This is a genomic window from Staphylococcus sp. HMSC065D05, from assembly GCF_001813195.1.
GTDB lineage: Bacteria > Bacillota > Bacilli > Staphylococcales > Staphylococcaceae > Staphylococcus > Staphylococcus epidermidis.
The window spans coordinates 281,012-303,413 of record NZ_KV811746.1 but is presented as its reverse complement, the minus strand read 5'-3'; the positions used below and the strand labels follow the sequence as shown (position 1 = coordinate 303,413).

Annotated in this window: 19 protein-coding genes, 1 riboswitch and 2 other annotated features; of the genes, 1 reads left to right on the top strand and 18 read right to left on the bottom strand. The window is 32.0% G+C overall.

Features of this window, described 5'->3' with window-relative positions:
* Nucleotides 1-7: 7 nt before the first annotated feature.
* Nucleotides 8-2,638, bottom strand: coding sequence for a valine--tRNA ligase (locus tag HMPREF2897_RS06425; protein ID WP_002490142.1), 2,631 nt, complete (start codon nt 2,636-2,638; stop codon nt 8-10).
* Nucleotides 2,639-2,681: 43 nt separating this feature from the next.
* Nucleotides 2,682-2,923 (bottom strand) — a binding site (T-box leader).
* Between the two features lie 57 nt (nt 2,924-2,980).
* On the opposite strand from HMPREF2897_RS06425, the gene HMPREF2897_RS06420 reads away from it, so the two are divergent.
* On the top strand, nt 2,981-3,541 hold the full coding sequence (locus tag HMPREF2897_RS06420) for a DNA-3-methyladenine glycosylase I (protein ID WP_002457795.1): 561 nt from the start codon (nt 2,981-2,983) through the stop codon (nt 3,539-3,541).
* 168 nt (nt 3,542-3,709) lie between these two features.
* Here HMPREF2897_RS06420 and HMPREF2897_RS06415 read toward each other — a convergent pair whose 3' ends face one another.
* The 17 genes from HMPREF2897_RS06415 to thrS all read right to left on the bottom strand — a co-directional run bounded on the left by HMPREF2897_RS06415 (nt 3,710) and on the right by thrS (nt 22,298).
* Nucleotides 3,710-4,777, bottom strand: coding sequence for an AbrB family transcriptional regulator (locus HMPREF2897_RS06415; protein ID WP_002499840.1), 1,068 nt, complete (start codon nt 4,775-4,777; stop codon nt 3,710-3,712).
* 290 nt (nt 4,778-5,067) lie between these two features.
* Entirely contained in the window at nt 5,068-6,351 is a 1,284-nt protein-coding gene (gene hemL / locus HMPREF2897_RS06410) for a glutamate-1-semialdehyde 2,1-aminomutase (RefSeq protein WP_002499841.1), read from the bottom strand.
* Nucleotides 6,352-6,374: 23 nt separating this feature from the next.
* Complete coding sequence (gene hemB / locus HMPREF2897_RS06405) at nt 6,375-7,349, bottom strand: porphobilinogen synthase (RefSeq protein ID WP_070592824.1); 975 nt, start codon at nt 7,347-7,349, stop codon at nt 6,375-6,377.
* Nucleotides 7,339-8,019, bottom strand: a complete 681-nt coding sequence (locus HMPREF2897_RS06400; protein WP_002499842.1) for a uroporphyrinogen-III synthase — start codon at nt 8,017-8,019, stop codon at nt 7,339-7,341. Before HMPREF2897_RS06400 ends, hemB begins: the two co-directional genes overlap by 11 nt.
* 33 nt (nt 8,020-8,052) lie before the next feature.
* Nucleotides 8,053-8,979 (bottom strand): hydroxymethylbilane synthase, encoded by a 927-nt coding sequence (gene hemC / locus HMPREF2897_RS06395; protein ID WP_002490133.1) that lies wholly within the window; start codon nt 8,977-8,979, stop codon nt 8,053-8,055.
* A gap of 51 nt (nt 8,980-9,030) precedes the next feature.
* Nucleotides 9,031-9,843 carry a cytochrome c biogenesis protein gene (gene ccsA / locus HMPREF2897_RS06390; protein ID WP_002446640.1) on the bottom strand — a complete coding sequence of 271 codons (813 nt, stop codon included), beginning with the start codon at nt 9,841-9,843 and terminating at the stop codon, nt 9,031-9,033.
* A 21-nt stretch (nt 9,844-9,864) separates the two neighbouring features.
* Nucleotides 9,865-11,211: a glutamyl-tRNA reductase gene (gene hemA / locus HMPREF2897_RS06385; protein WP_002499843.1), complete on the bottom strand. Its 1,347-nt coding sequence runs from the start codon at nt 11,209-11,211 to the stop codon at nt 9,865-9,867.
* 169 nt (nt 11,212-11,380) lie between these two features.
* On the bottom strand, nt 11,381-11,968 hold the full coding sequence (gene yihA, locus HMPREF2897_RS06380; RefSeq protein ID WP_002499844.1) for a ribosome biogenesis GTP-binding protein YihA/YsxC: 588 nt from the start codon (nt 11,966-11,968) through the stop codon (nt 11,381-11,383).
* Between the two features lie 111 nt (nt 11,969-12,079).
* On the bottom strand, nt 12,080-13,342 hold the full coding sequence (gene clpX / locus HMPREF2897_RS06375) for an ATP-dependent Clp protease ATP-binding subunit ClpX (protein WP_001830765.1): 1,263 nt from the start codon (nt 13,340-13,342) through the stop codon (nt 12,080-12,082).
* 286 nt (nt 13,343-13,628) lie between these two features.
* A complete protein-coding gene (gene tig / locus HMPREF2897_RS06370) occupies nt 13,629-14,930 on the bottom strand; it encodes a trigger factor (RefSeq protein ID WP_070592823.1) in 1,302 nt (433 codons plus the stop codon).
* 160 nt (nt 14,931-15,090) lie between these two features.
* The gene (locus tag HMPREF2897_RS06365) at nt 15,091-16,014 is read right to left on the bottom strand and encodes a hypothetical protein (RefSeq protein WP_002499846.1); all 924 of its coding nucleotides are present in this window, start codon (nt 16,012-16,014) and stop codon (nt 15,091-15,093) included.
* 16 nt (nt 16,015-16,030) lie between these two features.
* A complete protein-coding gene (locus tag HMPREF2897_RS06360) occupies nt 16,031-16,642 on the bottom strand; it encodes an NUDIX domain-containing protein (protein WP_002446645.1) in 612 nt (203 codons plus the stop codon).
* Nucleotides 16,643-17,061: 419 nt separating this feature from the next.
* Complete coding sequence (gene rplT / locus HMPREF2897_RS06355; RefSeq protein ID WP_001830839.1) at nt 17,062-17,418, bottom strand: 50S ribosomal protein L20; 357 nt, start codon at nt 17,416-17,418, stop codon at nt 17,062-17,064.
* 49 nt (nt 17,419-17,467) lie between these two features.
* On the bottom strand, nt 17,468-17,668 hold the full coding sequence (gene rpmI, locus HMPREF2897_RS06350) for a 50S ribosomal protein L35 (protein ID WP_001830767.1): 201 nt from the start codon (nt 17,666-17,668) through the stop codon (nt 17,468-17,470).
* A gap of 27 nt (nt 17,669-17,695) precedes the next feature.
* Complete coding sequence (gene infC / locus HMPREF2897_RS06345; RefSeq protein WP_001830789.1) at nt 17,696-18,223, bottom strand: translation initiation factor IF-3; 528 nt, start codon at nt 18,221-18,223, stop codon at nt 17,696-17,698.
* A gap of 26 nt (nt 18,224-18,249) precedes the next feature.
* Nucleotides 18,250-18,373, bottom strand: a sequence feature (ribosomal protein L20 leader region).
* Nucleotides 18,374-18,429: 56 nt separating this feature from the next.
* The gene (locus HMPREF2897_RS06340; protein WP_002475306.1) at nt 18,430-19,932 is read right to left on the bottom strand and encodes an amino acid permease; all 1,503 of its coding nucleotides are present in this window, start codon (nt 19,930-19,932) and stop codon (nt 18,430-18,432) included.
* A gap of 205 nt (nt 19,933-20,137) precedes the next feature.
* Nucleotides 20,138-20,313: riboswitch (Lysine riboswitch) on the bottom strand.
* Nucleotides 20,314-20,360: 47 nt separating this feature from the next.
* Complete coding sequence (gene thrS, locus HMPREF2897_RS06335) at nt 20,361-22,298, bottom strand: threonine--tRNA ligase (protein WP_002446647.1); 1,938 nt, start codon at nt 22,296-22,298, stop codon at nt 20,361-20,363.
* Nucleotides 22,299-22,402: the final 104 nt, after the last annotated feature.

The following is a 22,402-nucleotide window of genomic DNA, read 5'->3' as shown; positions in this document are numbered from 1 at the left end:
CATGCTCCTATGCCTTTAGTTGTTCAATTCTTGATTTAACACCATTATATTTTTCTTGATAATGTTGTTGTTTTTCTTTTTCTTCATTAATTATTTTTTCTGGTGCTTTATTTACAAAATTCTCATTGGATAACTTTTTATCTACTCTATCTAACTCGCCTTGTAATTTATCTAATTCTTTTTCAAGTCGAGCAATTTCTTTGTCCATATCAATAAGACCTTCTAATGGCAGAACTACCTTACCAGCAACTACTACAGATGTCATTGCTTTTTCTGGAATTTCAATCTCAGTATCAATAGTCAATTGACTTGGATTACAGAATTTGTGTAGGTAACTTATGTTATCCATAAGTGTTTGTTTAATCTTTTCATCTTTAGTTTGAATTAAAATCGGTATTGCTTTAGATAACGGTGTATTAACTTCAACTCTTGATTGACGGACAGACTTAATAATTTCAACTAATTGTTCCATTGTTTGTTTACTTTCATTAAAGATTAATGCTTGATCAACAGTTGGCCAGTTAGCTTTAACAATTGTTTCTCCATGGTGTGGAAGACTTTGCCAAATTGTTTCTGTCACAAAAGGCATAAATGGATGTAACATTTTCATTATTTTATCTAAAACATAACTAAGTACTGATCGCGTCGTTTGCTTTTGAGATTCGTCCTCGCCATTCATAGGTATCTTGCTCATTTCAATATACCAGTCACAGAACTCATCCCAAATGAAATTATAAAGTGCACGACCTACCTCACCAAATTCGTATTTGTCACTTAATTCGGTTACTGTAGATATCGTTTCATTTAATCTAGTCAATATCCATTGATCTGCTAATGACAAATTACCACTTAGGTCTATATCTTCGACTTTAAAATCTTCACCAATATTCATTAAACTAAAACGCGCAGCATTCCATATTTTATTAATGAAATTCCAAACTGATTCAACTTTTTCAGTAGAATATCTCAAGTCATGACCTGGTGAAGATCCTGTTGCTAAAAAGTAACGTAGACTGTCAGCGCCATACTCGTCAATAACATCCATCGGATCAACACCATTACCTAATGATTTACTCATTTTGCGTCCATCTTCAGCTCTGACTAAACCGTGGAGTAATACATCATTAAATGGTCTTCTATCAGTAAATTCTAATCCTTGGAAAATCATACGGGCTACCCAGAAGAAAATGATGTCATAACCAGTAACTAATGCATTTGTCGGATAATATCGTTTAAAATCATCAGCATTTGTGTCAGGCCATCCTAATGTTGAAAACGGCCAAAGTGCACTTGAGAACCATGTATCTAATACATCCTCATCTTGTATCCAATTCTCGATGTCTTCAGGCGCTTCTTCACCAACAAAGACTTCACCTGTGTCTTTATGATACCAAGCAGGTATTTGGTGTCCCCACCATAGTTGACGTGAAATCGTCCAATCTCTAATTTCTTCCATCCAGCGATTGAATGTATTTTCAAATCTACCTGGGAAAAAGTCAATTCTATCTTTTGTATTTTGATTATCCAAAGCTCTTTGTGCCAAAGGTTTCATTTTTACAAACCATTGTGTGGACAAATAAGGTTCTACAATTGCACCAGAACGTTCAGAATGTCCAACTGAATGTGTATGTTCTTCAATTTTTATAACAAGATCTTGTTCTTTTAAGTCTTTAACAAGCTGATTTCTACAATCAAATCTATCCATCCCTTTGTATTTATCAGCTTTTTCGTTCATCTTACCATATTCATCCATGACTATAATATTTTCTAATTGATGTCTTTGACCAATTTCAAAGTCATTAGGGTCATGTGCCGGAGTAACTTTCATCGCTCCTGAACCAAATTCAATATCAACGTATTCATCAGCTAAAATAGGTAACTCTCTTCCTACAATAGGTAATATAACTGTTTTACCAATCACATCTTTATATCTTTCGTCATTTGGATTTACAACGATAGCAGTGTCACCTAACATAGTCTCAGGACGTGTAGTAGCTATTTCTATATATCCATTCCCATCAGCATAAGGATATTTAAAATGATAAAAAGCACCTTGGACATCTTCATGAATGACTTCAATATCTGATAAAGCTGTTCTAGCTTTAGGATCCCAGTTAATAATTCTTTCGCCACGATAAATAATACCTTTATTATATAAATCAACAAATACTTTTCTTACAGCTTTACTTAAACCATCATCTAACGTAAAGCGTTCTCTACTATAATCTAACCCTAAGCCAAGTTTAGCCCATTGTTGTCTAATAAATGTTGCATATTCTTCTTTCCAATCCCATGCTTGCTGTAAAAATTTCTCTCTTCCTAAGTCGTGTCTGGATATACCTTGTTCATTAAGTTTTGCTTCAACCTTTGCTTGAGTTGCTATACCAGCATGATCCATACCAGGCAGATATAAAGTATCGTATCCTTGCATTCTTTTCATTCTAGTTATTATATCTTGTAATGTAGTATCCCATGCATGACCTAAATGTAATTTACCTGTAACATTAGGGGGCGGAATTACAATTGTATATGCCTCTTTAGATTTATCTTCAGATGGTTTAAAGTAACCATTACTTACCCATTCCTCATAACGACCCTTTTCAACTTCTCTTGGATCATATTTTGGTTTCATTTCCATATGTCTACCTCCTAAAAAATAAAAGAACATCCATCCTATAAAAAAATAGGACGGATGTTCTGTTCCGTGGTACCACCTATATTCAAGAAGAAATAATTCATTCTTTTCTTCAAGCACTTAAGTCTCTGATTAACGCTCATACACGCTTCTATCTACTTGTCATCTATGTTTCAATAGAAGTTATAAAATAGGGCTACCTTCAGACTTAATCATTTACATATTCACAGCCACCATATGCTCTCTTTAAAATGATATAAACTTACTCTTCCCAAATAATATATTCTTTTACCCATTTATATTATAATGGATATTAAAATAAGTCAATGTATTGGAGATGAATTTATGAACGAATGTGCTTTTAACACAACTGATCCCACATATCTAGAGTATCATGATTATTATTGGGGACAACCAATCTATGATAGCAAAGAATTATTTAAGCTAATGGCTCTTGAATCACAACATGCAGGTTTATCATGGTTGACAATATTAAAGAAAAAGGAATCGTATGAACAGGCATTTTACAACTTTGAACCTCAATTTATCGCACAAATGACTGAAAAGGATATTGATCATTTAATGAAATTCCCAAACATTATTCACAATCGTAAAAAATTAGAAGCAATTGTGAGCCAAGCGAAGGGATATTTAAAAATTGAAAAAGACTATGGTAGTTTTAGTAAATTTTTATGGTCCTATGTAAATCATCAACCCATAAATATGGGTTATAAAAAACCTAGAGATCGTAAAAAAGTTGATCAACGAGCTACTCAATTATCAAAAGATTTAAAAGCATATGGTTTTAAATTTTTAGGTCCAGTAACCGTGTTCTCATTTTTAGAAGCTGCTGGATTGTATGACTCACATCTTGAAGGATGTCCATTTAAACCAAATCATGGGTGAAACATAGCTAAAAGTTGGGCTATGGGTATTCAAACAATATGAGTTTTTTCACACATACTAAAAGTTTACAACGTTTAATTTATCCAAATTTCACTTTTAAATAATTACATTTGCTCGCAAATATTTTCAAAGTTTTATTTAAAAAACGTATAACTCAGGTCATTAAAATCATTTTTCATTTAATTTAATATTAATAAAATAACCAATTAGTGGCGCAATGACAAATAATATAAAAAATATTCTAAAAATGTGATAGCTTGAAATCATCGCTACATCAGCTCCAGTAGCCATAGCCACTAAAACTATTTGACTCATACCTCCTGGTGCTGCTCCTAAAAACAATTCATTGATGGATTCATTAGTAATCAAATGTATTCCTATTATCATTATAAACGTTGTGACTATGAGCATTATATTTTGAAAGGCTATTGCTATTGCAATTCTTCCCTTTAAATCACTCATTAAGTTGGCAATCTGTAATCCAATACGTATCATATAAATAAGTTGCGCTGTGGCTAACAACCAATGATCTAGTGAAAATGTTAAATGTGTTGTCATATTCCATATAATTAAAACTATTATAGGTGCTAATAATTGTTTAGTGGGGAAGTTAATTTTTGACATTCCTATATAGATGATACCCACCATTGAGAATAAGATGATTATTTGCCATATATTTAAAGTCTGAGAAAGTGCAGGTACTTCCATTGTAGGATGATTCATTTCATGATGATTATCCTGAAAAAAATACGAAATAAGTGGTACTAAAATAACAACAAATATTACACGTGATGTCTGTGTTAAACTCACAACTAATATATTTGCTTTCTTATTTTCTTCTGCCATCACTAACATTTGGCTTAGCGCACCTGGTATGACACTTAAAATTGCAGTTTCTAAATTCACTTGTGCAATTTTCTTAAAAAAGAATGCAATTATCAAAGCTAATAAAATTAGTAGGATAGTGACAAAAACGATAGTTGACCAATTTTTACTTATGTCTTTAATCACTTGTTGTGTAAATGTAGAGCCAATTTGAACTCCAAGTAATATTAAACCGATTTGACTTAACCAAAATGGCCATCGAATTTTTAATTTTAATACTTTTACACATAATAACGCCGCTAATATTGGTCCAAACATAAATGGCAAAATCACATGTAACATTTTTAATAATAGACTTAACATAATAGCAATTAATAATATGATTAAATTATTAATAAAATTCCGATTCAAAATACCACTCTACTTTCGTTAAAAGTAAGTCGAAAAAATTTTATAACTTTATTTAAATAAAAGAGTAGAACAAAATGCATCTTAAATTCCTTGTCCACCATCGAACCCCAACTTGCTTTGTCTGTTGAATTTCTCAGTGAAATTTTCTGTATTGATGACATAAAATAGCTTTAAAATTTGATATAAGTGCATCTTCAATTCAGTTATAAACTACTTATAAGTTAAGAAAGTCTAGGACATTGATTTTTGCCCTAGACTCAATTAATTTAAATAATTATATTTTAAAATTATCACACAATACGACTTAATGCATTATCAAATGCTTGAATAGTTTTCTCAATATCATCTTTAGTATGTGCAGTTGATAAAAATGTTCCTTCAAATTGTGAAGGTGGTAAGAAAACACCTTCCTTAGCCATTTCTCTATACATGTTACTAAATAATTTTAAATCACTTTTATTCGCTTCATCAAAATTTGTTACAGGCCCCTCATTTAAGAAGTAACCAATCATTGAACCAGCGCGATTTACTGTGATTGGAACATTGTGCTTAGCAAATACCTCTTTTAATCCTTTTTCAAGTATATCTCCTAGAGAATTAAAATACTCATAAGATTCAGGAGTAAGTTGACTCAATGTTTCATAACCACTAGTCATTGCTAAAGGATTACCTGAAAGTGTGCCGGCTTGATAAATAGTCCCAACAGGAGCAATGTAATCCATAATTTCTTTTTTACCACCAAAAGCTCCAACGGGTAAACCTCCACCTATCACTTTTCCTAAGCAAGTTAAATCAGGTGTTACACCAAAGTATCCTTGCGCACAATTGTAACCTACACGGAAACCAGTCATCACTTCATCAAATATAAGTAATGCTCCATATTCAGTAGTAATATCTCTTAAACCTTGTAAAAATCCATTCACTGGAGGCACTACACCCATATTTCCAGCAACCGGTTCTACAATAACACCAGCAATATCATCGCCATATTTATCGAACGCTAATTTAAGTGAATCTAAATCATTATATGGCACCGTGATAGTATTTTTAGCAATACCTTCAGGAACGCCTGGTGAATCAGGTAAACCTAGTGTTGCAACACCTGATCCTGCTTTAATCAGTAAAGAATCACTGTGTCCATGATAACACCCTTCAAATTTTATAATTTTATTACGTCCTGTATAACCCCTAGCTAAACGAAGTGTGTCTAAAGTAGCTTCAGTTCCTGAGGAAACCATTCTTACTTTTTCAATTGAAGGTACACGGTCAATCACAAGTTCAGCAAGTTTATTTTCTTGAAGTGTTGAAGCGCCGAAGCTTGTACCTTTATCAACTGCTTCATGTAATTTGGATATAACTTGTTGATTTTTATGTCCAAGAATTAATGGACCCCAACTTAGCACATAATCAATGTATTCATTTCCATCAATATCATATATTTTAGATCCTTCACCATGATCCATAAAAATAGCTGGTGTGTCTACTGATTTAAATGCTCTTACGGGACTGTTAACACCACCAGGCATTAATTTCTCAGCATGTTCCATTGCTTTAATAGATTTTTCAAAACTCATCATATGACCTCCACAATTATCATCTATTTATCTAAATAACGACAGATATCTTTTGCAAAGTAAGTAATTATTAAATCAGCACCTGCACGTTTCATAGATATCATTTGTTCCATAACAATTTTCTCTTCATCTATCCAACCATTTAGCGCTGCTGCTTTTGTCATACTATATTCTCCACTAACATTGTATGCTACAACTGGCACGTTCGTATTATTTTTTACATCTCTAATAATATCTAGATAACTTAAAGATGGTTTAACTATCATCATATCACAACCTTCTTTAAGATCACTTTCCAATTCTCTTAATGCTTCTAAACGGTTTGCAGGATCCATTTGATAGGTTTTTCTATCCCCAGATGAAGGTGCTGAATCTGCAGCATCTCTGAATGGACCGAAAAAGCTTGAAGCATATTTAATACCATAACTCATGATAGGAATATTTTGATATCCCGCTTGATCAAGGCCTTCACGAATTTCAGCAACAAAACCATCCATCATATTGCTTGGAGCAATGATGTCAGCTCCAGCTTCAACTTGAGAAATAGCTGTTTTTACAAGTAATGGAAGTGATTTATCATTGTCTACATCATGCGTATGATCGTCAATAACGCCACAGTGTCCGTGATCTGTGTATTCACAAAGACAAGTATCTGCCACAATAAGTAAATCCTTATATAAATTCTTGGATATTCGTGTCGCTTCTTGAACAACTCCATTATGATCATATGCACCAGATCCGATGTCATCTTTTTCATTTGGAACACCGAAGAACATAATTGCTCTAATACCTAAATCATATGCCTCTTTAATCTCTTCATGCAATAAATTTAAACTAATTTGGTATACACCTGGCAATGATTTAATTTCACTTTTTATATCATCTTGCTCAACTACAAATATTGGATATATTAAATCTTCTTTTCTAACATGAGTTTCTCTTACTAAATCACGCATTGTCTTAGATGAACGTAATCTTCTATGTCTATCAAATTTCATTTTGTTCCCTACTTTCTATAATTTTATCAACAAGTGAATCTAATGTTTGTTTATTTGCCACTTTTACAGATGCATTGAATTTTAAAATGGTCCTAGCAGTTTGCTTACCGATAGCAAAATAATGATCAAATTCAGGCACATTGCCCTCTTTAAAATAAAATTCAACTGCAGATGAACTTGAAAAAGTCACTGCGTCTATTTGATGTTTTCTAACAAGTGCCTTAACTTGACTTATATTTTTAAAATTCGGTACTGGTCTATATAAATCTATTTTAACGATTTCATTATATTTGCTCAATTGTTGAACTAATTTTGGACGTGCTTTTTCACTTGAGGGCAATAATAAATGTTGTTCTCTAATCTTAAACTCGTCCAAAAAGCCTTCTTGCGAAAAATCACGTGGCACAAAGTCGACACTAATACCTAGTTCATTGCAATACTGAGCTGTTTTATCACCTATAACAGCTACCTTTTTAACTTTAACGTTTTTTAAATAAGGATAAAAGTATTTTACTGCGTTTTTAGACGAAAAAATAAGCCAGTCGTAGCTATGATCAAGCAATTTTTCATTAAAATGAAGTTGTTTTAGTTGGATAAAAGGCTTGTGGACAATATCAACTAAATGACTATGAACTTCATTCGTCTGCGTCATAACTATAACTGGTTTCATAAATTTGTTTCACCTCTATAATAGAGTTTAGTATTATTCTGCTTCATTTAACTTTTTAATTATGTCATAAGCACCTTGTTTTTTAAGTACTTGACTCACTTCTATACCTAATTGTACAGGATCAGAACCCAATGTAGTATGTTCGTATCTTTCCTTACCATCTGGAGACATAATCAGTCCTGTAAATTCAATTTGGTTATCGTGAACAATTGTTGCATATCCACCTATAGGAACCTGACAGCTGCCATCCATTTCTGATAGAAAAGTACGTTCAGCAGTCACACATTGTGCTACATCATGATTGTGTACTTTAGCTAGTAAATCTAAAAGTTCTTTGTCATCACTCCTACACTCAATACCAAGTGCACCCTGACCTATAGCAGGCAGTAATACATCTCTATCAAGATAAGTCGTAACAATATTATCTGACCAACCCATGCGTTTTAATCCAGCGGCGGCTAATATAATTGCATCGTAATCTTCAGTCTCTAATTTTTTTAATCGAGTATCGATGTTTCCACGAATCCACTTAATTTTTAAATGTGGGTATTTTGATAAAATTTGAGCGCCACGACGTAAAGAACTTGTACCTACAATGCTACCCTCAGACAATTCTTCTAATGGAATATGATTTTTTGCTATATAGGCATCAAAAGGGATTTCTCTGTCAGGAATACATCCTAATGTGAGACCGTCAGGAATTATACTTGGTACATCCTTTAGTGAATGTATTGCCATATCTATCTCTTTGTTAAATAATTCATTTTGAATTTCCTTAACAAAAAGTCCTTTACCTCCAACTTTGGATAATTGTTTATCTACAATTTTGTCGCCTTTAGTTACAATTTCTTTTATTTCAATATCCAAAGACGGATCGATAAATTTTAATTTATCAATAAATTGTTGACTTTGTGTTAGCGCTAACTTACTTCTTCGCGACCCAACAATTAATTTACGCATACGTTAAATGCCTCCTAGATACCGATTTTTATATGAAAAACAGGTTATTTCTTACCTAAAATGAGTTAAAAAGAATAGATTAATCATACACAAACAAAATAATATAATGTTAAAATAGATAAGATTTCTTTGTGATATCCATTTTTTTATTCTAATCAAAATATAAACACCATATAATAAAGTAATAATTGATGAAAATATTACTTTTGGATCTATAAATATCCTTTTACCGACTGCAAAGATCCCCCATTGCGCACCTAAAATTGTACTTAATATAAGGATAATCCATGCAACAAGTGTAGAATAGAAAACGATTGTTTCTAAAGTAGCAACACTACCAATTCTAAAGTAATTTTGATCGAAATTTTTCTCCTTTAAATTTCGATATTGAATAATATAGAGTAATGAATTTACAAATGCGATTGCAAAAAATGCATAACTTAATACTGCAAGTGCTATATGAATAAGTAATAACTCATTAATTACTGCAACTTGTTGAATTTGCGTTTGATAATGTTCAGGCTGAAATGTATTTAAAGTCATTAGAATAAATCCTATCAAATTAAGGAAGAAAACGGAAAAATTCATTACTTTAATCAAATTCAATATCAACGAAATTGATATAATAATCCATGTTAAAGAGAAAAAAACGTCAAATATAGAACCTAGTGGCACTTGTTTAGTATGAATAAAAAAAATAGACAAAGAGATTGTTTGTAAAACCCAAACAATCCCTAATGAATAAAAACCTACAGTTCTAGTCTTATAATTTTTATTAATGAAATCAACAAAGTAACATATAATACTAAACAGATAAATCATTAATATGATTTCATGAAATCTAATTAACAGGGTTTCTTGCATATCATCACCAAATTAATATGCTTATTCAAAACTAAATATTCGATGCGCTAAGATTTCCTTTGCTCTACTCTCTTTTTCTAACTTTGCTCTTTCACGAGGATCTTCGGCTTCAATATCAAATATGTTTTGAAATAGCTCTAATTTTTCATTACTTTTTTTATCAGTACTTAATTCCTTAGCCTGTTTGATAGGATCTTTTAACATTTGATTGATAATACTTTTTGTATGTTTCGAAATGACTTTACGTTCTCTTTCAGAGAGATCTGGCAATTTACGATCAATACTTTCCATAGTTTCTGCTTGGATATTCATAGCTTTTTCACGTAAAGCTCTGATTACAGGTACAACGCCAAGCATATTAACCCATTCATTGTGTGAATCAATCTCTTCAGGTATTTGTGCTGCAATAGTTTCAGCAGCTAATTGACGTTCTCTTAAATTGGCATCTACCAAATCTTTTAAATCATCAACATCATAATTAAAAATATTTGTAATTGCATCAATACCTGGTTCAATGTCTCGTGGAACCGCAATATCAATCAGAACTAATGAATCCAGTTTTCTAGTTTCTGAAATTGTTTTCACCATAGAATTAGTAATGATATAGTCTTTAGCACTTGTAGAACTAATTACTATATCTGTAGTTTCTAATAAAGATGGTAATGCTGAAAGCGAATCATATGAAACATTGTGTTTTTCGGCTAAAATTTTAGCTTTAGACAATGTCCGATTAACAATTGTTACACTTGAAATTCCAGAACCTAAAAGATTTAAGAGTGATAATTCACCCATTTCCCCCGCTCCAATAACGACAGCATGTTTACTTTTTAATTTTCCAAATACCTTTTTAGCTAATTCAACAGCAGCATAAGAAACACTTACAGCATTATCTGCAATATCTGTTTCACTGTGTGCTTTTTTAGCAAAAGTAATCGCTTGTTTAAATAGATGATTAAAAATCGTTCCAGTTGTGCCAGCATTTTGTGCTAAGAAAAATGCATCGCGCATTTGTCCTAAAATTTGTGTTTCACCAAGCACAATTGAATCCAAGCCAGAAGTGACACGCAATAAATGTTCAACTGCATCGTCCCCCACTTTAACTTCCGACATATCTTTAATATTATCTACTTCAAATCCAAAAGAGCGCGCTAAAAATCTTTGTATATAATAACGTCCTGTATGAACTTGATCAACAATAGCGTATACTTCAGTACGATTACATGTAGATAAAATGACATTTTCTAAAATTGCTTTAGTTTCATATAAATCTTCATGTGCTAATCGTAAGGCATCATCTCTAAAAGCAACTTGCTCTCTTAATGTTACATCAGCTGTTCGATGATTTATGCTAATTGCAACAAAATGCATTTATAACGCCCTCCATATACTAACAATAAAACAAGTATAACACATTTAAAAAGATGTTTAAGTGGAATGCTTAAATAAATTAGAAAGATTATAATCTACATTCAATTTTTTGTCAAAATAACGACATTTTTTTATTGTGGTTAAAATACATTTCTCTAATTGAAAAAATTTATATATATGTTTCAATAAAGTTCCAAATTTCTTGCTGTTTACTATTCTTAATTGAAGAATAGCTTATAATATTGTCTCCAGGCTCTAATTCTAATTTGTCTTTTATTCTTTTGATATGCTTTTGTACTTTTCCTTTAGCAATTTTATCTTCCTTAGTACATATTACAAGTGTTGGTATATCAAAATGTTTAAGATAATTGTACATTAGCACATCATCTTCAGTAGGTTGATGCCTTAAATCAACAAGTTGAATAACAAGTTTTAAATTCTCTCGTTGTGTAATATATTCTTCAATCATTTTACCAAATTTTTCTCGTTGAACTTTACTTACTTTAGCGTATCCATATCCCGGTACATCAACAAAAATAAGTTGTTCATCTATATTATAGAAATTCAATGTCTGTGTCTTACCAGGTTGTTGTGACGTTCGCGCCATATTTTTGCGCCCAATCATACTATTAATAAATGTAGATTTACCTACATTTGAGCGTCCACTTAACGCTACTTCTATTAAACCAGTGTCAGGGTACTGCGCTTTTTTAACAGCACTTATAATTAAGTTGATATTATTTGGATTTATATTCATAAACTTCCTCTTTCTTATACTATTGTATAATTAACTTTAACATTTTTTTCTATGTTTACATATAAAAAAACTGAGTCACAATTCACGTGACTCAGTATTAAATCAAATTTTTTAAGCAGATGTCTTATTCTTATTAATTAGATTTCCTTCATCATCATATAATTCAGGCTCAATTTCTTCATTAATCGTTTGTTCAGTAATGACTACTTTACTTACATTTTCAGAAGAAGGTACATCATACATGATGTCAATTAATGCTTCTTCTATAATTGAACGTAATCCACGCGCTCCAGTTTTACGTTCGATTGCTTTTTCACTTATAGCAGATAGAGCCTCTTCAGAAAACTCTAATTCCACATTATCTAACTCTAGCATTTTAGTGTATTGTTTAACTAGCGCATTTTTAGGTTGAGTTAAAATATTTTTAAGTGCAGCAACATCTAAAGTTTCAAGATTAGCAACTATAGGTACACGACCAATAAATTCTGGAATTAATCCATATGATTGGAGATCCTCTGGACGAATTTGTTCCAGTAAAGCTTCTTCATCATATTTATCTGCTTCATTACTAGCAAATCCTATCACTTTTTCTCCTAAGCGTCTCTTAATGACTTCATCGATACCATCAAAAGCTCCACCTAAGATAAATAATATGTTTGTCGTATCAATTTGAATTAATTCTTGATTTGGATGCTTTCGACCACCTTGTGGCGGTACACTAGCAGTTGTACCTTCTAAAATTTTAAGCAATGCTTGTTGTACACCTTCACCAGACACGTCGCGCGTGATTGAAGTATTTTCAGATTTACGCGCAATTTTATCAATTTCATCGACATATATAATACCTTTTTCAGCTTTATCAATGTCGAAATCAGCAGCTTGAATAAGACGTAATAAGATGTTTTCTACGTCATCACCTACATAACCTGCTTCAGTTAAACTTGTAGCATCAGCAATTGCAAATGGTACATTTAGTGTTTTAGCTAGTGTTTGAGCTAATAATGTTTTACCGCTACCAGTTGGCCCAATTAATGCGATATTACTTTTTTGTAATTCAACATCGTCTTCATTTGGACCTAATTGTTGAATACGCTTATAGTGATTATATACAGCAACTGCTAATGATTTTTTGGCTTTTTCCTGACCAATGACATATTCATTGAGGTGATCCATAATTTCTTTAGGAGTTGGTAATTCCGTAAATCCTTCAGACGTATTTTGTGCTAATTCTTCTTCAACGATTTCTGAGCACAATTCAATACATTCATTACAAATATAAACGCCACTTCCTGCGACTAATTTTTTCACTTGATCTTGATCTTTACCACAGAAAGAACATTTTAAATTTTCTTCATCTTCATTGAATTTGAACATTCTTTTTTACACCCCTATTCCATAAAGACTATACTAAAAAGCATTTTACAATGCAACTTAACATATTTACAATCAAGATGCTTAAATAACTTGGAGCGGGACTGAAATCTTATTCTTAATGAATGATTTCATTGTCCCGCCCCTAAATTTCATTTAACATCAACAATAATAAATCATAATGATGCTATATTAAGTTGTCAATCTATACAATTGACACTGCCTATATTTCATTCAACTTATAGACAATTGACTAATTCAATATTAAGCATTCATTTAATGAACGATACTAGTCTTCTTTAGTAGCTTCAACATATTTCGCGTTATCTCTTAATAAATCAATAACTTTTTGAATGCGTACATCATTTTTAACAATATCTGTATTACCTAAAGTAGATTTAATATCTTCTACAGAAATGTTAAATTGCTCGCTCATTTTTTCTAATTCTTTATCAATATCTTCATCAGATACTTCAATATTTTCTTCATCAGCAATCGCAGTTAACGTTAAGTTTGTTTTAACGCGTTGTTCTGCATCGTCTTTCATTTGGTCTCTTAGTTGTTCTTCGTTTTGACCAGAGATTTGATAATATGTTTGCAAATCTAAGCCTTGTTGTTGAATTCTTTGACCAAATTCTTGAATCATACGATCTAATTCAGTATTAATCATTGCTTCAGGAATATCAATTGAAGCATTTTCTGTTGCTTTATTAATAGCTTCTTCTTTTTCAGTATTTTCCGCTTCAGTTGCTTTCTGTTCACTTAAACGTTTGCGGAGATTTTCTTTATATTCGTCCACGTTTTCAGCATCAGAATCTAATTCATTAGCGATTTCATCATTTAATTCTGGTACATCTTTGAATTTAATTTCGTTGACTTTTGTTTTAAATGTAGCTTCTTTACCAGCTAATTCTTCAGCGTGGTATTCTTCTGGGAATGTAACAACTACATCTTTTTCATCGCCAGTTTTCATTCCTTCTATTTGTTCTTCAAAGCCAGGGATGAATGATCCAGAACCAATTTCTAGGTCATAACCTTCAGCTTGTCCGCCATCAAATTCTTCACCATCAACTGAACCTGAGAAATCAATGTTTACTGTGTCACCGTTTTCAACAGCACCATCTTCTTTAACAACCATTTCAGCAAGGTGACTTAAACTATGGTCGATTGATTCTTTTAATTCTTCATCAGAAAGTTCAGTTTCTTGCTTTTCAATTTCTAATCCTTTGTAATCACCTAATTTAACTTCAGGTTCAACTGTAACTGTAGCTTCAAAAATGAAATCTTTACCTTTTTCGATTTGAGTTACATTAACTTCTGGTTGTGCAACTGGACTAATTTCTGTTTCTGCAATTGCTTCACCATAAGCTTCAGGTAATAAGATATCCACTGCATCTTGATATAGTGCTTCTACACCAAAACGTTGCTCAAAAATCGGACGAGGCACTTTACCTTTACGGAATCCAGGCACATTAATTTGTTTGACCACTTTTTTAAATGCTTGATCTAATGCTTTATTTACTTTCTCTGCAGGAACAGTAACAGTTAAAACGCCTTCATTACCTTCCTTTTTTTCCCAAGTTGCTGTCATGTATAAATACCTCCATGATTGACTAATTTATTTTTTCAACTTCCCTATTATAGCATAGGTTTTTAGCGTTAACAAACTTTGAAAACGAAGGGTTGTTCAAGTTTATTTTCAACGATTTCTATATTAAAATTCTTTTACTCAATTTGCAACAAATTAAATTTTACATTTCATTATCTAATGATTTAATGAAATGTAAAGTGTCATTGTTACAGCCATTTATATCTATACCAATTAATTGTTTGAAGTAAACATCATATGCATCTATCCAATCATCAATAGTGTATAACGACTCTATATCTATAGGATACATGAGTATAGAATGATTATTCATCATATGTTGTGCTTCTTTTAAAATATGCAGCGCTCCATCTTCTAATCTATTCATTACGACAGGGATGACCTTGTCTTTAATCGTCGTGTGCTCAATGCCACTTAAATGATTAGGATTGACATTTATCGTTTCACCATATTTATGGATTGTAATTGTATGAGAATATTCAGCAAATCTTAAATATTCCAACATTAAGCTCACTAAATTTTTAGGTAACTCTATAGAAATTAATATATTCGCTACTGATTCTTTAAAATTATAATGCCCATTATCAATAAGTTGTAATATTAAAGATGTTTGTTCACGTGTGTTAAGCGAACCAAAATCTGATAAAGATGAAGACAATGCTTCTCTATCTTCATCAAGTCTCGATATTGCATATTCTTTAAGTGGAAAAAGTTCCATTCTGGTTTTATGATTTTTAACTTCATCGATAATTTGATTAATTACTTCAACTGCTTCATAAAATTGACCTAAACCATTCAGACTTTTAATATAATATATCATCAATTCGTCATAACAGTTGAATCCACGTTTTAACAAAATAATTGCCTCTTCTCGTAACTCTAAATAAGCATTCAATTTTAAAAGCATCCGGCATTTCTTTAATGCAATATCCTCGTTAAGGTCGAAATGCTGTTCATATACATTAAACAAATGATACATCTTTTCAAAATCTGCATTTCTTTCTGCATCATTTATTTGTTTAATCACTTTACTTTTAGACTGCGGAAAAGGTATAATATCAGCCATTAATTTAGCACTCCAATCATGATATATCTTGAAGAATTAATGCACTCCATGTTTCAAAATCCTCATAGGAATGAATGTCGCCTTGTTCTATCCATTTAATTTTTAGCGTATCAGTTTCTTTTGCTTCAACATCGTTTGATTGCACAGTGATTTTAAATACGACGCCCATATGAACTTTACCCACATCATTATCATCATCATTTATAAAACCTAAATATTCCATATTTTGAGATTTATTATTACTTAATCCTACTTCTTCTTCTAATTCTCGTTGAGCATTAACTCTTAAAACTTCATTAATTGAATCAGCTCCAGTAACATCATTCATATGACCACCAACACCGATAGATGACTGACCATGTAACCGTTCTTCCCCCCCACCAGAAAGACGCTCGTAAACAAGGATTTCTCCCTTCTCATTTTCTAGTAGGCAATATGATATTAATTGTTTAAACGATGGATCATCTTCCATATCACCACGTCTTTTCACTTCATATTTACTTAACGCGCTAAAAATTTCTTTTCCTTTGAAATTATTTTTATGTAAAAAACCATTAAAAGCATTCTTATCTTTGTTAAATAAAATATCTCTGTTTACAACAATTATTTGTTCATCAAATTTAGACATGATTATCTCCTTTTAGATATAGTATACTATCAGTCATTTTAGCAAAAATTATCATTTTTTGCGATTGAATATATGTATATGTAAAACGATAAAAGTGTCATTATATTCTTAATTAAAATAAGACACAATCTTACATTATTGATATGATGAAACTTTTAGCAAAGTAAAATTATACACCTCACTGTCATAACATGAATGAAAATTTATCTCTTATTAGTTATTGACTTCGTATATATTGATTATTTCAAAGCATGATTTGAAATAACCTAGTATTATGAAAATGACCAAATAAATAAAATATGTCCGTCATTACATCAAGGTATTGTACTCAATATTTAAGTACTTTTAAATAATATATTAACAACAAGCACATAAAAAGACCTGAGACAAAGATTATTGTCTCAGGTCTTGTATAAATATTATTTTAAAGCTTCTTTAGCTTTTGATACTAATTCAGCGAAAGCTTTGTCGTCTGAGATTGCAATTTCTGATAACATTTTACGATTAATATCAATCTCAGCTTTTTTCAATCCGTTCATTAGACGTGAGTAGCTAATGTCATGTTGACGTGCAGCTGCATTAATACGTGTTATCCATAATTTACGGAAATCACGCTTACGTTGACGACGGTCACGGAAAGCATATTGTCCTGATTTCATTACTTGTTGTTTAGCTACTTTATATAATGTATGTTTTGAACCAAAGTAACCTTTAGCTAATTTAATCGTTTTTTTACGACGTGCTCTTGTTACTGTTCCACCTTTAACTCGTGGCATAATAAATTCCTCCTTAGATGATCTCTATCGTATATATTCGTTTAAAATCTTATTTTTTGTATGCTAATAATTGTTTAACACGTTTCATATCACTTTTAGAAACTAACTTAGCTTTACGTAATTGACGTTTTTGTTTAGTATTTTTATTTGCGAATAAGTGAGATGTGAAAGCTCTAGAACGTTTTAATTGACCTGAACCAGTTCTTTTAACACGTTTAGCTGCTCCACGGTGAGTTTTCATTTTAGGCATGATTCATTTCCTCCTATAATTTAACGTTTATTTTTCGTTGATAGGCGCTAACATAATAAACATTTGACGCCCTTCCATTTTAGGCTTTTGTTCAACAGTTGCAATATCTTTACATTCATCTGCAAATTTTTCTAACACACGTTGACCAATTTCTTTATGTGTAATCGCACGACCTCTGAAACGAATTGAAACTTTACATTTATCGCCTTTAGATAAGAACTTACGTCCATTTTTCAACTTAGTTTGGAAATCATGTTCTTCAATAGTTGGGCTTAAACGTAATTCTTTAACATTAATGACTTTTTGTTTCTTCTTCATTTCTTTTTCTTTTTTCTGCTGTTCGAATTTATATTTACCATAATCCATTATTCTCGCAACAGGTGGTTTTGCATTTGGTGCTACAACAACTAAATCTAAATCAACACGTTCAGCCATTTCTAAAGCTTCACGTTTAGATTTAACACCAATTTGTTCACCATCTTGGCCTATTAAGCGTAGTTCTTTTGCACGAATTTTCTCATTAATTTGAGTTTGATCTTTTGCTATGGTTGACACCTCCCAGAAATTTACGAAATTGTTCCAAGCAAAAAGAAGAGCGAGTATAACTACCCGCTCTTCTTAGACACAATAAATGTGTAACATGATTGACCTGCCAACTGCATTAGCGTCGCCACAGGTGAGAAGCGGGTGCTTCTACTTGGTTCGTTTCGTATTCAACGTTAATAATCATATCAATATTTATTGTTTAAGTCAAACTTTTTTTAATTATTTTTATGGTGTCTTATTTCTTCCATCGAAACATCTTGCCTTAAGTCAACTTTGTTTAGAGGAATCTTTTTAGTTTTATATCTAAATTTATGGTAAAAGAAGAAAATTAAGAATACAGGAATTCCCATGTAAGTTATAAAAAATCTATTCATATCAAAGTTACCTGTTTTAATAAAATCTACATCTTGTCCAATGATAACTATTACACATAAAACACCTGCAAAAATAGGACCAAATGGGAATAACTTCGCTTTATATTTTAATTTTGACTTATCATAATTTTGTTTATCAAATGCGCGTCTAAATCTAAAGTGACTGATTGCTATACCAACCCAAGCAATAAAACCAGTCATCCCACTAGCAGCTACAATGTATTCATATGCATCTCCACTTAAATGTTGCAAAGCAAAAATAAGAATGACTAGTATTCCAGTAGCAATTAAAGATACATATGGTACCCCATTTTTATTTGTTTTTCCAAAAGAATTATAAGCTAATTTATCTCTACTCATTGAATATAACATTCTTGTTGAAGCATACATTCCAGAGTTACCTGCTGATAATACACTTGTTAATATAACAGCATTCATAAATGAAGCAGCAAAAGCTAGTCCAGCGTTCTTAAATACTAATGTAAAAGGTGAAGTAGCTATACTATCACCACCGCCCATTAACGCTTCACTATCATATGGAATCAACATACCAATAATGAAAATAGCTAGAATGTAAAATAAAAGTATACGCCAAAACACTTGTTTAATCGCTTTTGGAACTGCCCTTTCTGGATTTTCAGATTCACCTGCTGTAATACCAATAAGTTCAGTTCCTTGGAATGAGAAGCCTGCGACTAGAAATACACCGAGAATTGATAGCAAGCTACCACCTAAATTCCCACCTAGTATTGGCCCATCTCCTTTTGTAAACGTATCAAATCCTACAAATTCTCCACCCATAATTCCTAAAATAGTTAAGATACCAATTCCTATAAATATGATGACTGTAACTACTTTGATAAGTGCGAACCAATATTCACTCTCTCCATATACTCTAACGGATAGAGAATTAAGCGCGAAAATAATAATAAGGAAGATACAACTCCAGACCCAAGCTGGTATGCCTTGCATAGGGGACCAATATTGTATAACTTGCGCTGCAATAGTAACATCAGCTGCTACTGTAATCACCCAGTTAAACCAATAATTCCATCCTAAAGCAAATCCTAGTGAGGGATCGACAAAGCGTGTAGCATAAGTACTAAATGAACCTGACACAGGCAAATATGTCGCCATCTCCCCTAACGACGTCATTAGAAAAAACACCATCGCTCCAATAACTGCATAGGCAATCAAAGCGCCCAATGCACCTGCGTCATGTATAGCTCCACCAGAAGTCATGAATAGACCAGTTCCTATACATCCCCCAATGGCAATCATTGAAATATGTCTATCTTTTAACCCTCTTTGAACACCGTCAATTTGTTTATTATTCTTATTCATAGAAGCTCCCTTTCCTTCATAAGTAGAGGCTAACTTGTTACCACATCAATGCATATCATTGTTGTAGATAAATTTGGTATAGATGATATAAAAGTGAAACGATATTAATATCATTTTACTTTTATATCGCTTGTCTTTTTATCTGTATCAATAATGTGAAAAGTGGTTACATACCTATAAGATATGCAACCACTTATGTTTATCTATATAAGGTAGCACATCACATAAAGTGACAGTACAACTTCTATTCGAAAGTTGTCCCAACAATGCTAACTTATGGAATTAACATCATTTCGGCATTATTACCTTTCGCTTATTCAACACTTGTCCCATACGACTTCTGATAAGTTAGTCATTAATAATGCAACCTCTAACTCTATTTATTATATTAATTTGTAATATACATGATATCCTTTATATTTTCAAGTTTATCTATGCTTTTTTAAACGGATTTCATCAATAACATTCCAAATAAATTCATCTTTTTCAACTGATTCTTGTTTTTCAGAACCATATTTTCTTACATTTACTTCTTGATTCTCTACTTCTTTGTCACCTACAACAATCTGATAAGGTATTTTTTTCATTTGAGCTTCACGAATTTTATATCCCATTTTTTCATTACGATCATCAATTTCAACGCGAACACCTTGCGATTTTAGTTCATCTTGTAAAAGTCTAGCATAATCATAATGTAAATCTACATTTACAGGAATAATTTCAACTTGCATTGGCGCCAACCAAGTTGGAAATGCACCTTTTGTTTCTTCAGTTAAAAATGCAACAAAACGTTCCATAGTAGAAACTACACCACGGTGTATAACTACAGGACGATGTTGTTCTCCATCTTGACCAATGTACGTTAAGTCAAAACGTTCTGGTAAAAGAAAATCAAGTTGTGCTGTTGATAAAGTTTCTTCTTTTCCCATTGCTGTTTTTACTTGAACATCTAACTTAGGTCCATAGAATGCTGCCTCACCAATGGCTTCTTCGTATGTTAAACCTAATTCATCTGATGCTTCTTTAAGCATTGATTCAGCTTTTTCCCACATTTCATCATCATCAAAATACTTGTGCTTATCTTCAGGATCTCTATAACTCAATCTGAAGCGATAATCTTCAAAACCAAAATCTTTGTATACATCTTGAATCATATTAACTACACGTTTAAATTCTTCCTTAATTTGGTCAGGTCTAACAAAAATATGAGAATCATTCAATGTCATTCCTCGAACACGTTGTAAACCTGATACTGCACCACTTGCTTCGTAACGATGCATAGTACCCAATTCAGCAATACGTATAGGTAATTCGCGATAAGAATGGGGTTTATTTTTATAAATCATCATATGATGTGGACAGTTCATTGGTCTTAAGACCATAGCCTCGTCTTCATCTAACTTCATTGCTGGGAACATATCTTCTTGATAATGATCCCAGTGACCAGATGTTTTATATAAATCAACATTGGCTAATACTGGTGTGTAAACATGATCGTATCCCATACTTACTTCTTTATCGACAATATAACGTTCTATTTCCCTACGTATTGTAGCACCATTTGGTAACCATAACGGTAAACCAGCACCAACGAGTTGATTATTTGTAAACAATTCTAAATCTTTACCAATTTTACGATGATCACGCTCACGACGTTCTTCCAACATTTTTAGATGTGCTTTCAAATCTTTTTTGTCAAAGAATGCTGTACCATAAATTCGTTGTAACATTTTATTATCACTATTTCCACGCCAATATGCACCAGCTGTAGATAATAGTTTGAACTCTTTAATTTTAGAAGTTGAAGGTACATGTACGCCTCGACAAAGATCAGTAAATTCACCTTGTGTATAAAGTGTTACACTTTCATCATCAGGAATTGCATCAATAAGTTCTAATTTATAAGGATCATCCTTGAAGAAGTCTTTTGCTTCTTCTTTACTAACTACTTCTCTTACAATTTTATGATTTTCGTTCACAATTTGTTTCATTGTTTTCTCAATTTTATCAAAATCATCTGATGAAACCTTATCATCCATATCAAAATCATAATAGAATCCGCCTTCTATTACAGGACCAACACCAAATTTAACGTCACCGTATAAACGTTTTAATGCTTGTGCCATTAAATGAGCTGTTGAATGACGAAGTACTTCTAACGCTTCTTCACTCCCAGGCGTAATAATTTCAATAGTTCCATCTTGTTCTAAAGGGCGTGTTAAATCGACAAGTTGACCATTGAATTTTCCCGCAACTGCCTTTTTTCTTAATCCTGGACTAATTGATTGAGCGATGTCTTCTGTAGTAGTCCCTTTATCAAATTCTTTTGTATTACCATCTGGAAATTGAATATTAATTTGATTCATATGTTATCCTCCTATTTAATAAAACATCTGATCGTTGGCTTATTGAATAAATTGACTTTACTGAGCATAAAAAAACTCGCCCCCTATCAAGGGACGAGTTTGTC

Excerpts from the sequence above, each read along its gene's own strand:
- HMPREF2897_RS06425 (WP_002490142.1), bottom strand. The coding sequence starts at position 2,638 with ATGGAAATGAAACCAAAATATGATCCAAGAGAAGTTGAAAAGGGTCGT.
- HMPREF2897_RS06420 (WP_002457795.1), top strand. The coding sequence starts at position 2,981 with ATGAACGAATGTGCTTTTAACACAACTGATCCCACATATCTAGAGTAT.
- hemL (WP_002499841.1), bottom strand. The coding sequence starts at position 6,351 with ATGAGTTTTGAAAAATCTATTAAAGCAATGGAACATGCTGAGAAATTA.
- hemB (WP_070592824.1), bottom strand. The coding sequence starts at position 7,349 with ATGAAATTTGATAGACATAGAAGATTACGTTCATCTAAGACAATGCGT.
- HMPREF2897_RS06400 (WP_002499842.1), bottom strand. The coding sequence starts at position 8,019 with ATGAAACCAGTTATAGTTATGACGCAGACGAATGAAGTTCATAGTCAT.
- hemC (WP_002490133.1), bottom strand. The coding sequence starts at position 8,979 with ATGCGTAAATTAATTGTTGGGTCGCGAAGAAGTAAGTTAGCGCTAACA.
- ccsA (WP_002446640.1), bottom strand. The coding sequence starts at position 9,843 with ATGCAAGAAACCCTGTTAATTAGATTTCATGAAATCATATTAATGATT.
- hemA (WP_002499843.1), bottom strand. The coding sequence starts at position 11,211 with ATGCATTTTGTTGCAATTAGCATAAATCATCGAACAGCTGATGTAACA.
- yihA (WP_002499844.1), bottom strand. The coding sequence starts at position 11,968 with ATGAATATAAATCCAAATAATATCAACTTAATTATAAGTGCTGTTAAA.
- clpX (WP_001830765.1), bottom strand. The coding sequence starts at position 13,342 with ATGTTCAAATTCAATGAAGATGAAGAAAATTTAAAATGTTCTTTCTGT.
- tig (WP_070592823.1), bottom strand. The coding sequence starts at position 14,930 with ATGACAGCAACTTGGGAAAAAAAGGAAGGTAATGAAGGCGTTTTAACT.
- HMPREF2897_RS06365 (WP_002499846.1), bottom strand. The coding sequence starts at position 16,014 with ATGGCTGATATTATACCTTTTCCGCAGTCTAAAAGTAAAGTGATTAAA.
- HMPREF2897_RS06360 (WP_002446645.1), bottom strand. The coding sequence starts at position 16,642 with ATGTCTAAATTTGATGAACAAATAATTGTTGTAAACAGAGATATTTTA.
- rplT (WP_001830839.1), bottom strand. The coding sequence starts at position 17,418 with ATGCCACGAGTTAAAGGTGGAACAGTAACAAGAGCACGTCGTAAAAAA.
- rpmI (WP_001830767.1), bottom strand. The coding sequence starts at position 17,668 with ATGCCTAAAATGAAAACTCACCGTGGAGCAGCTAAACGTGTTAAAAGA.
- HMPREF2897_RS06340 (WP_002475306.1), bottom strand. The coding sequence starts at position 19,932 with ATGAATAAGAATAATAAACAAATTGACGGTGTTCAAAGAGGGTTAAAA.
- thrS (WP_002446647.1), bottom strand. The coding sequence starts at position 22,298 with ATGAATCAAATTAATATTCAATTTCCAGATGGTAATACAAAAGAATTT.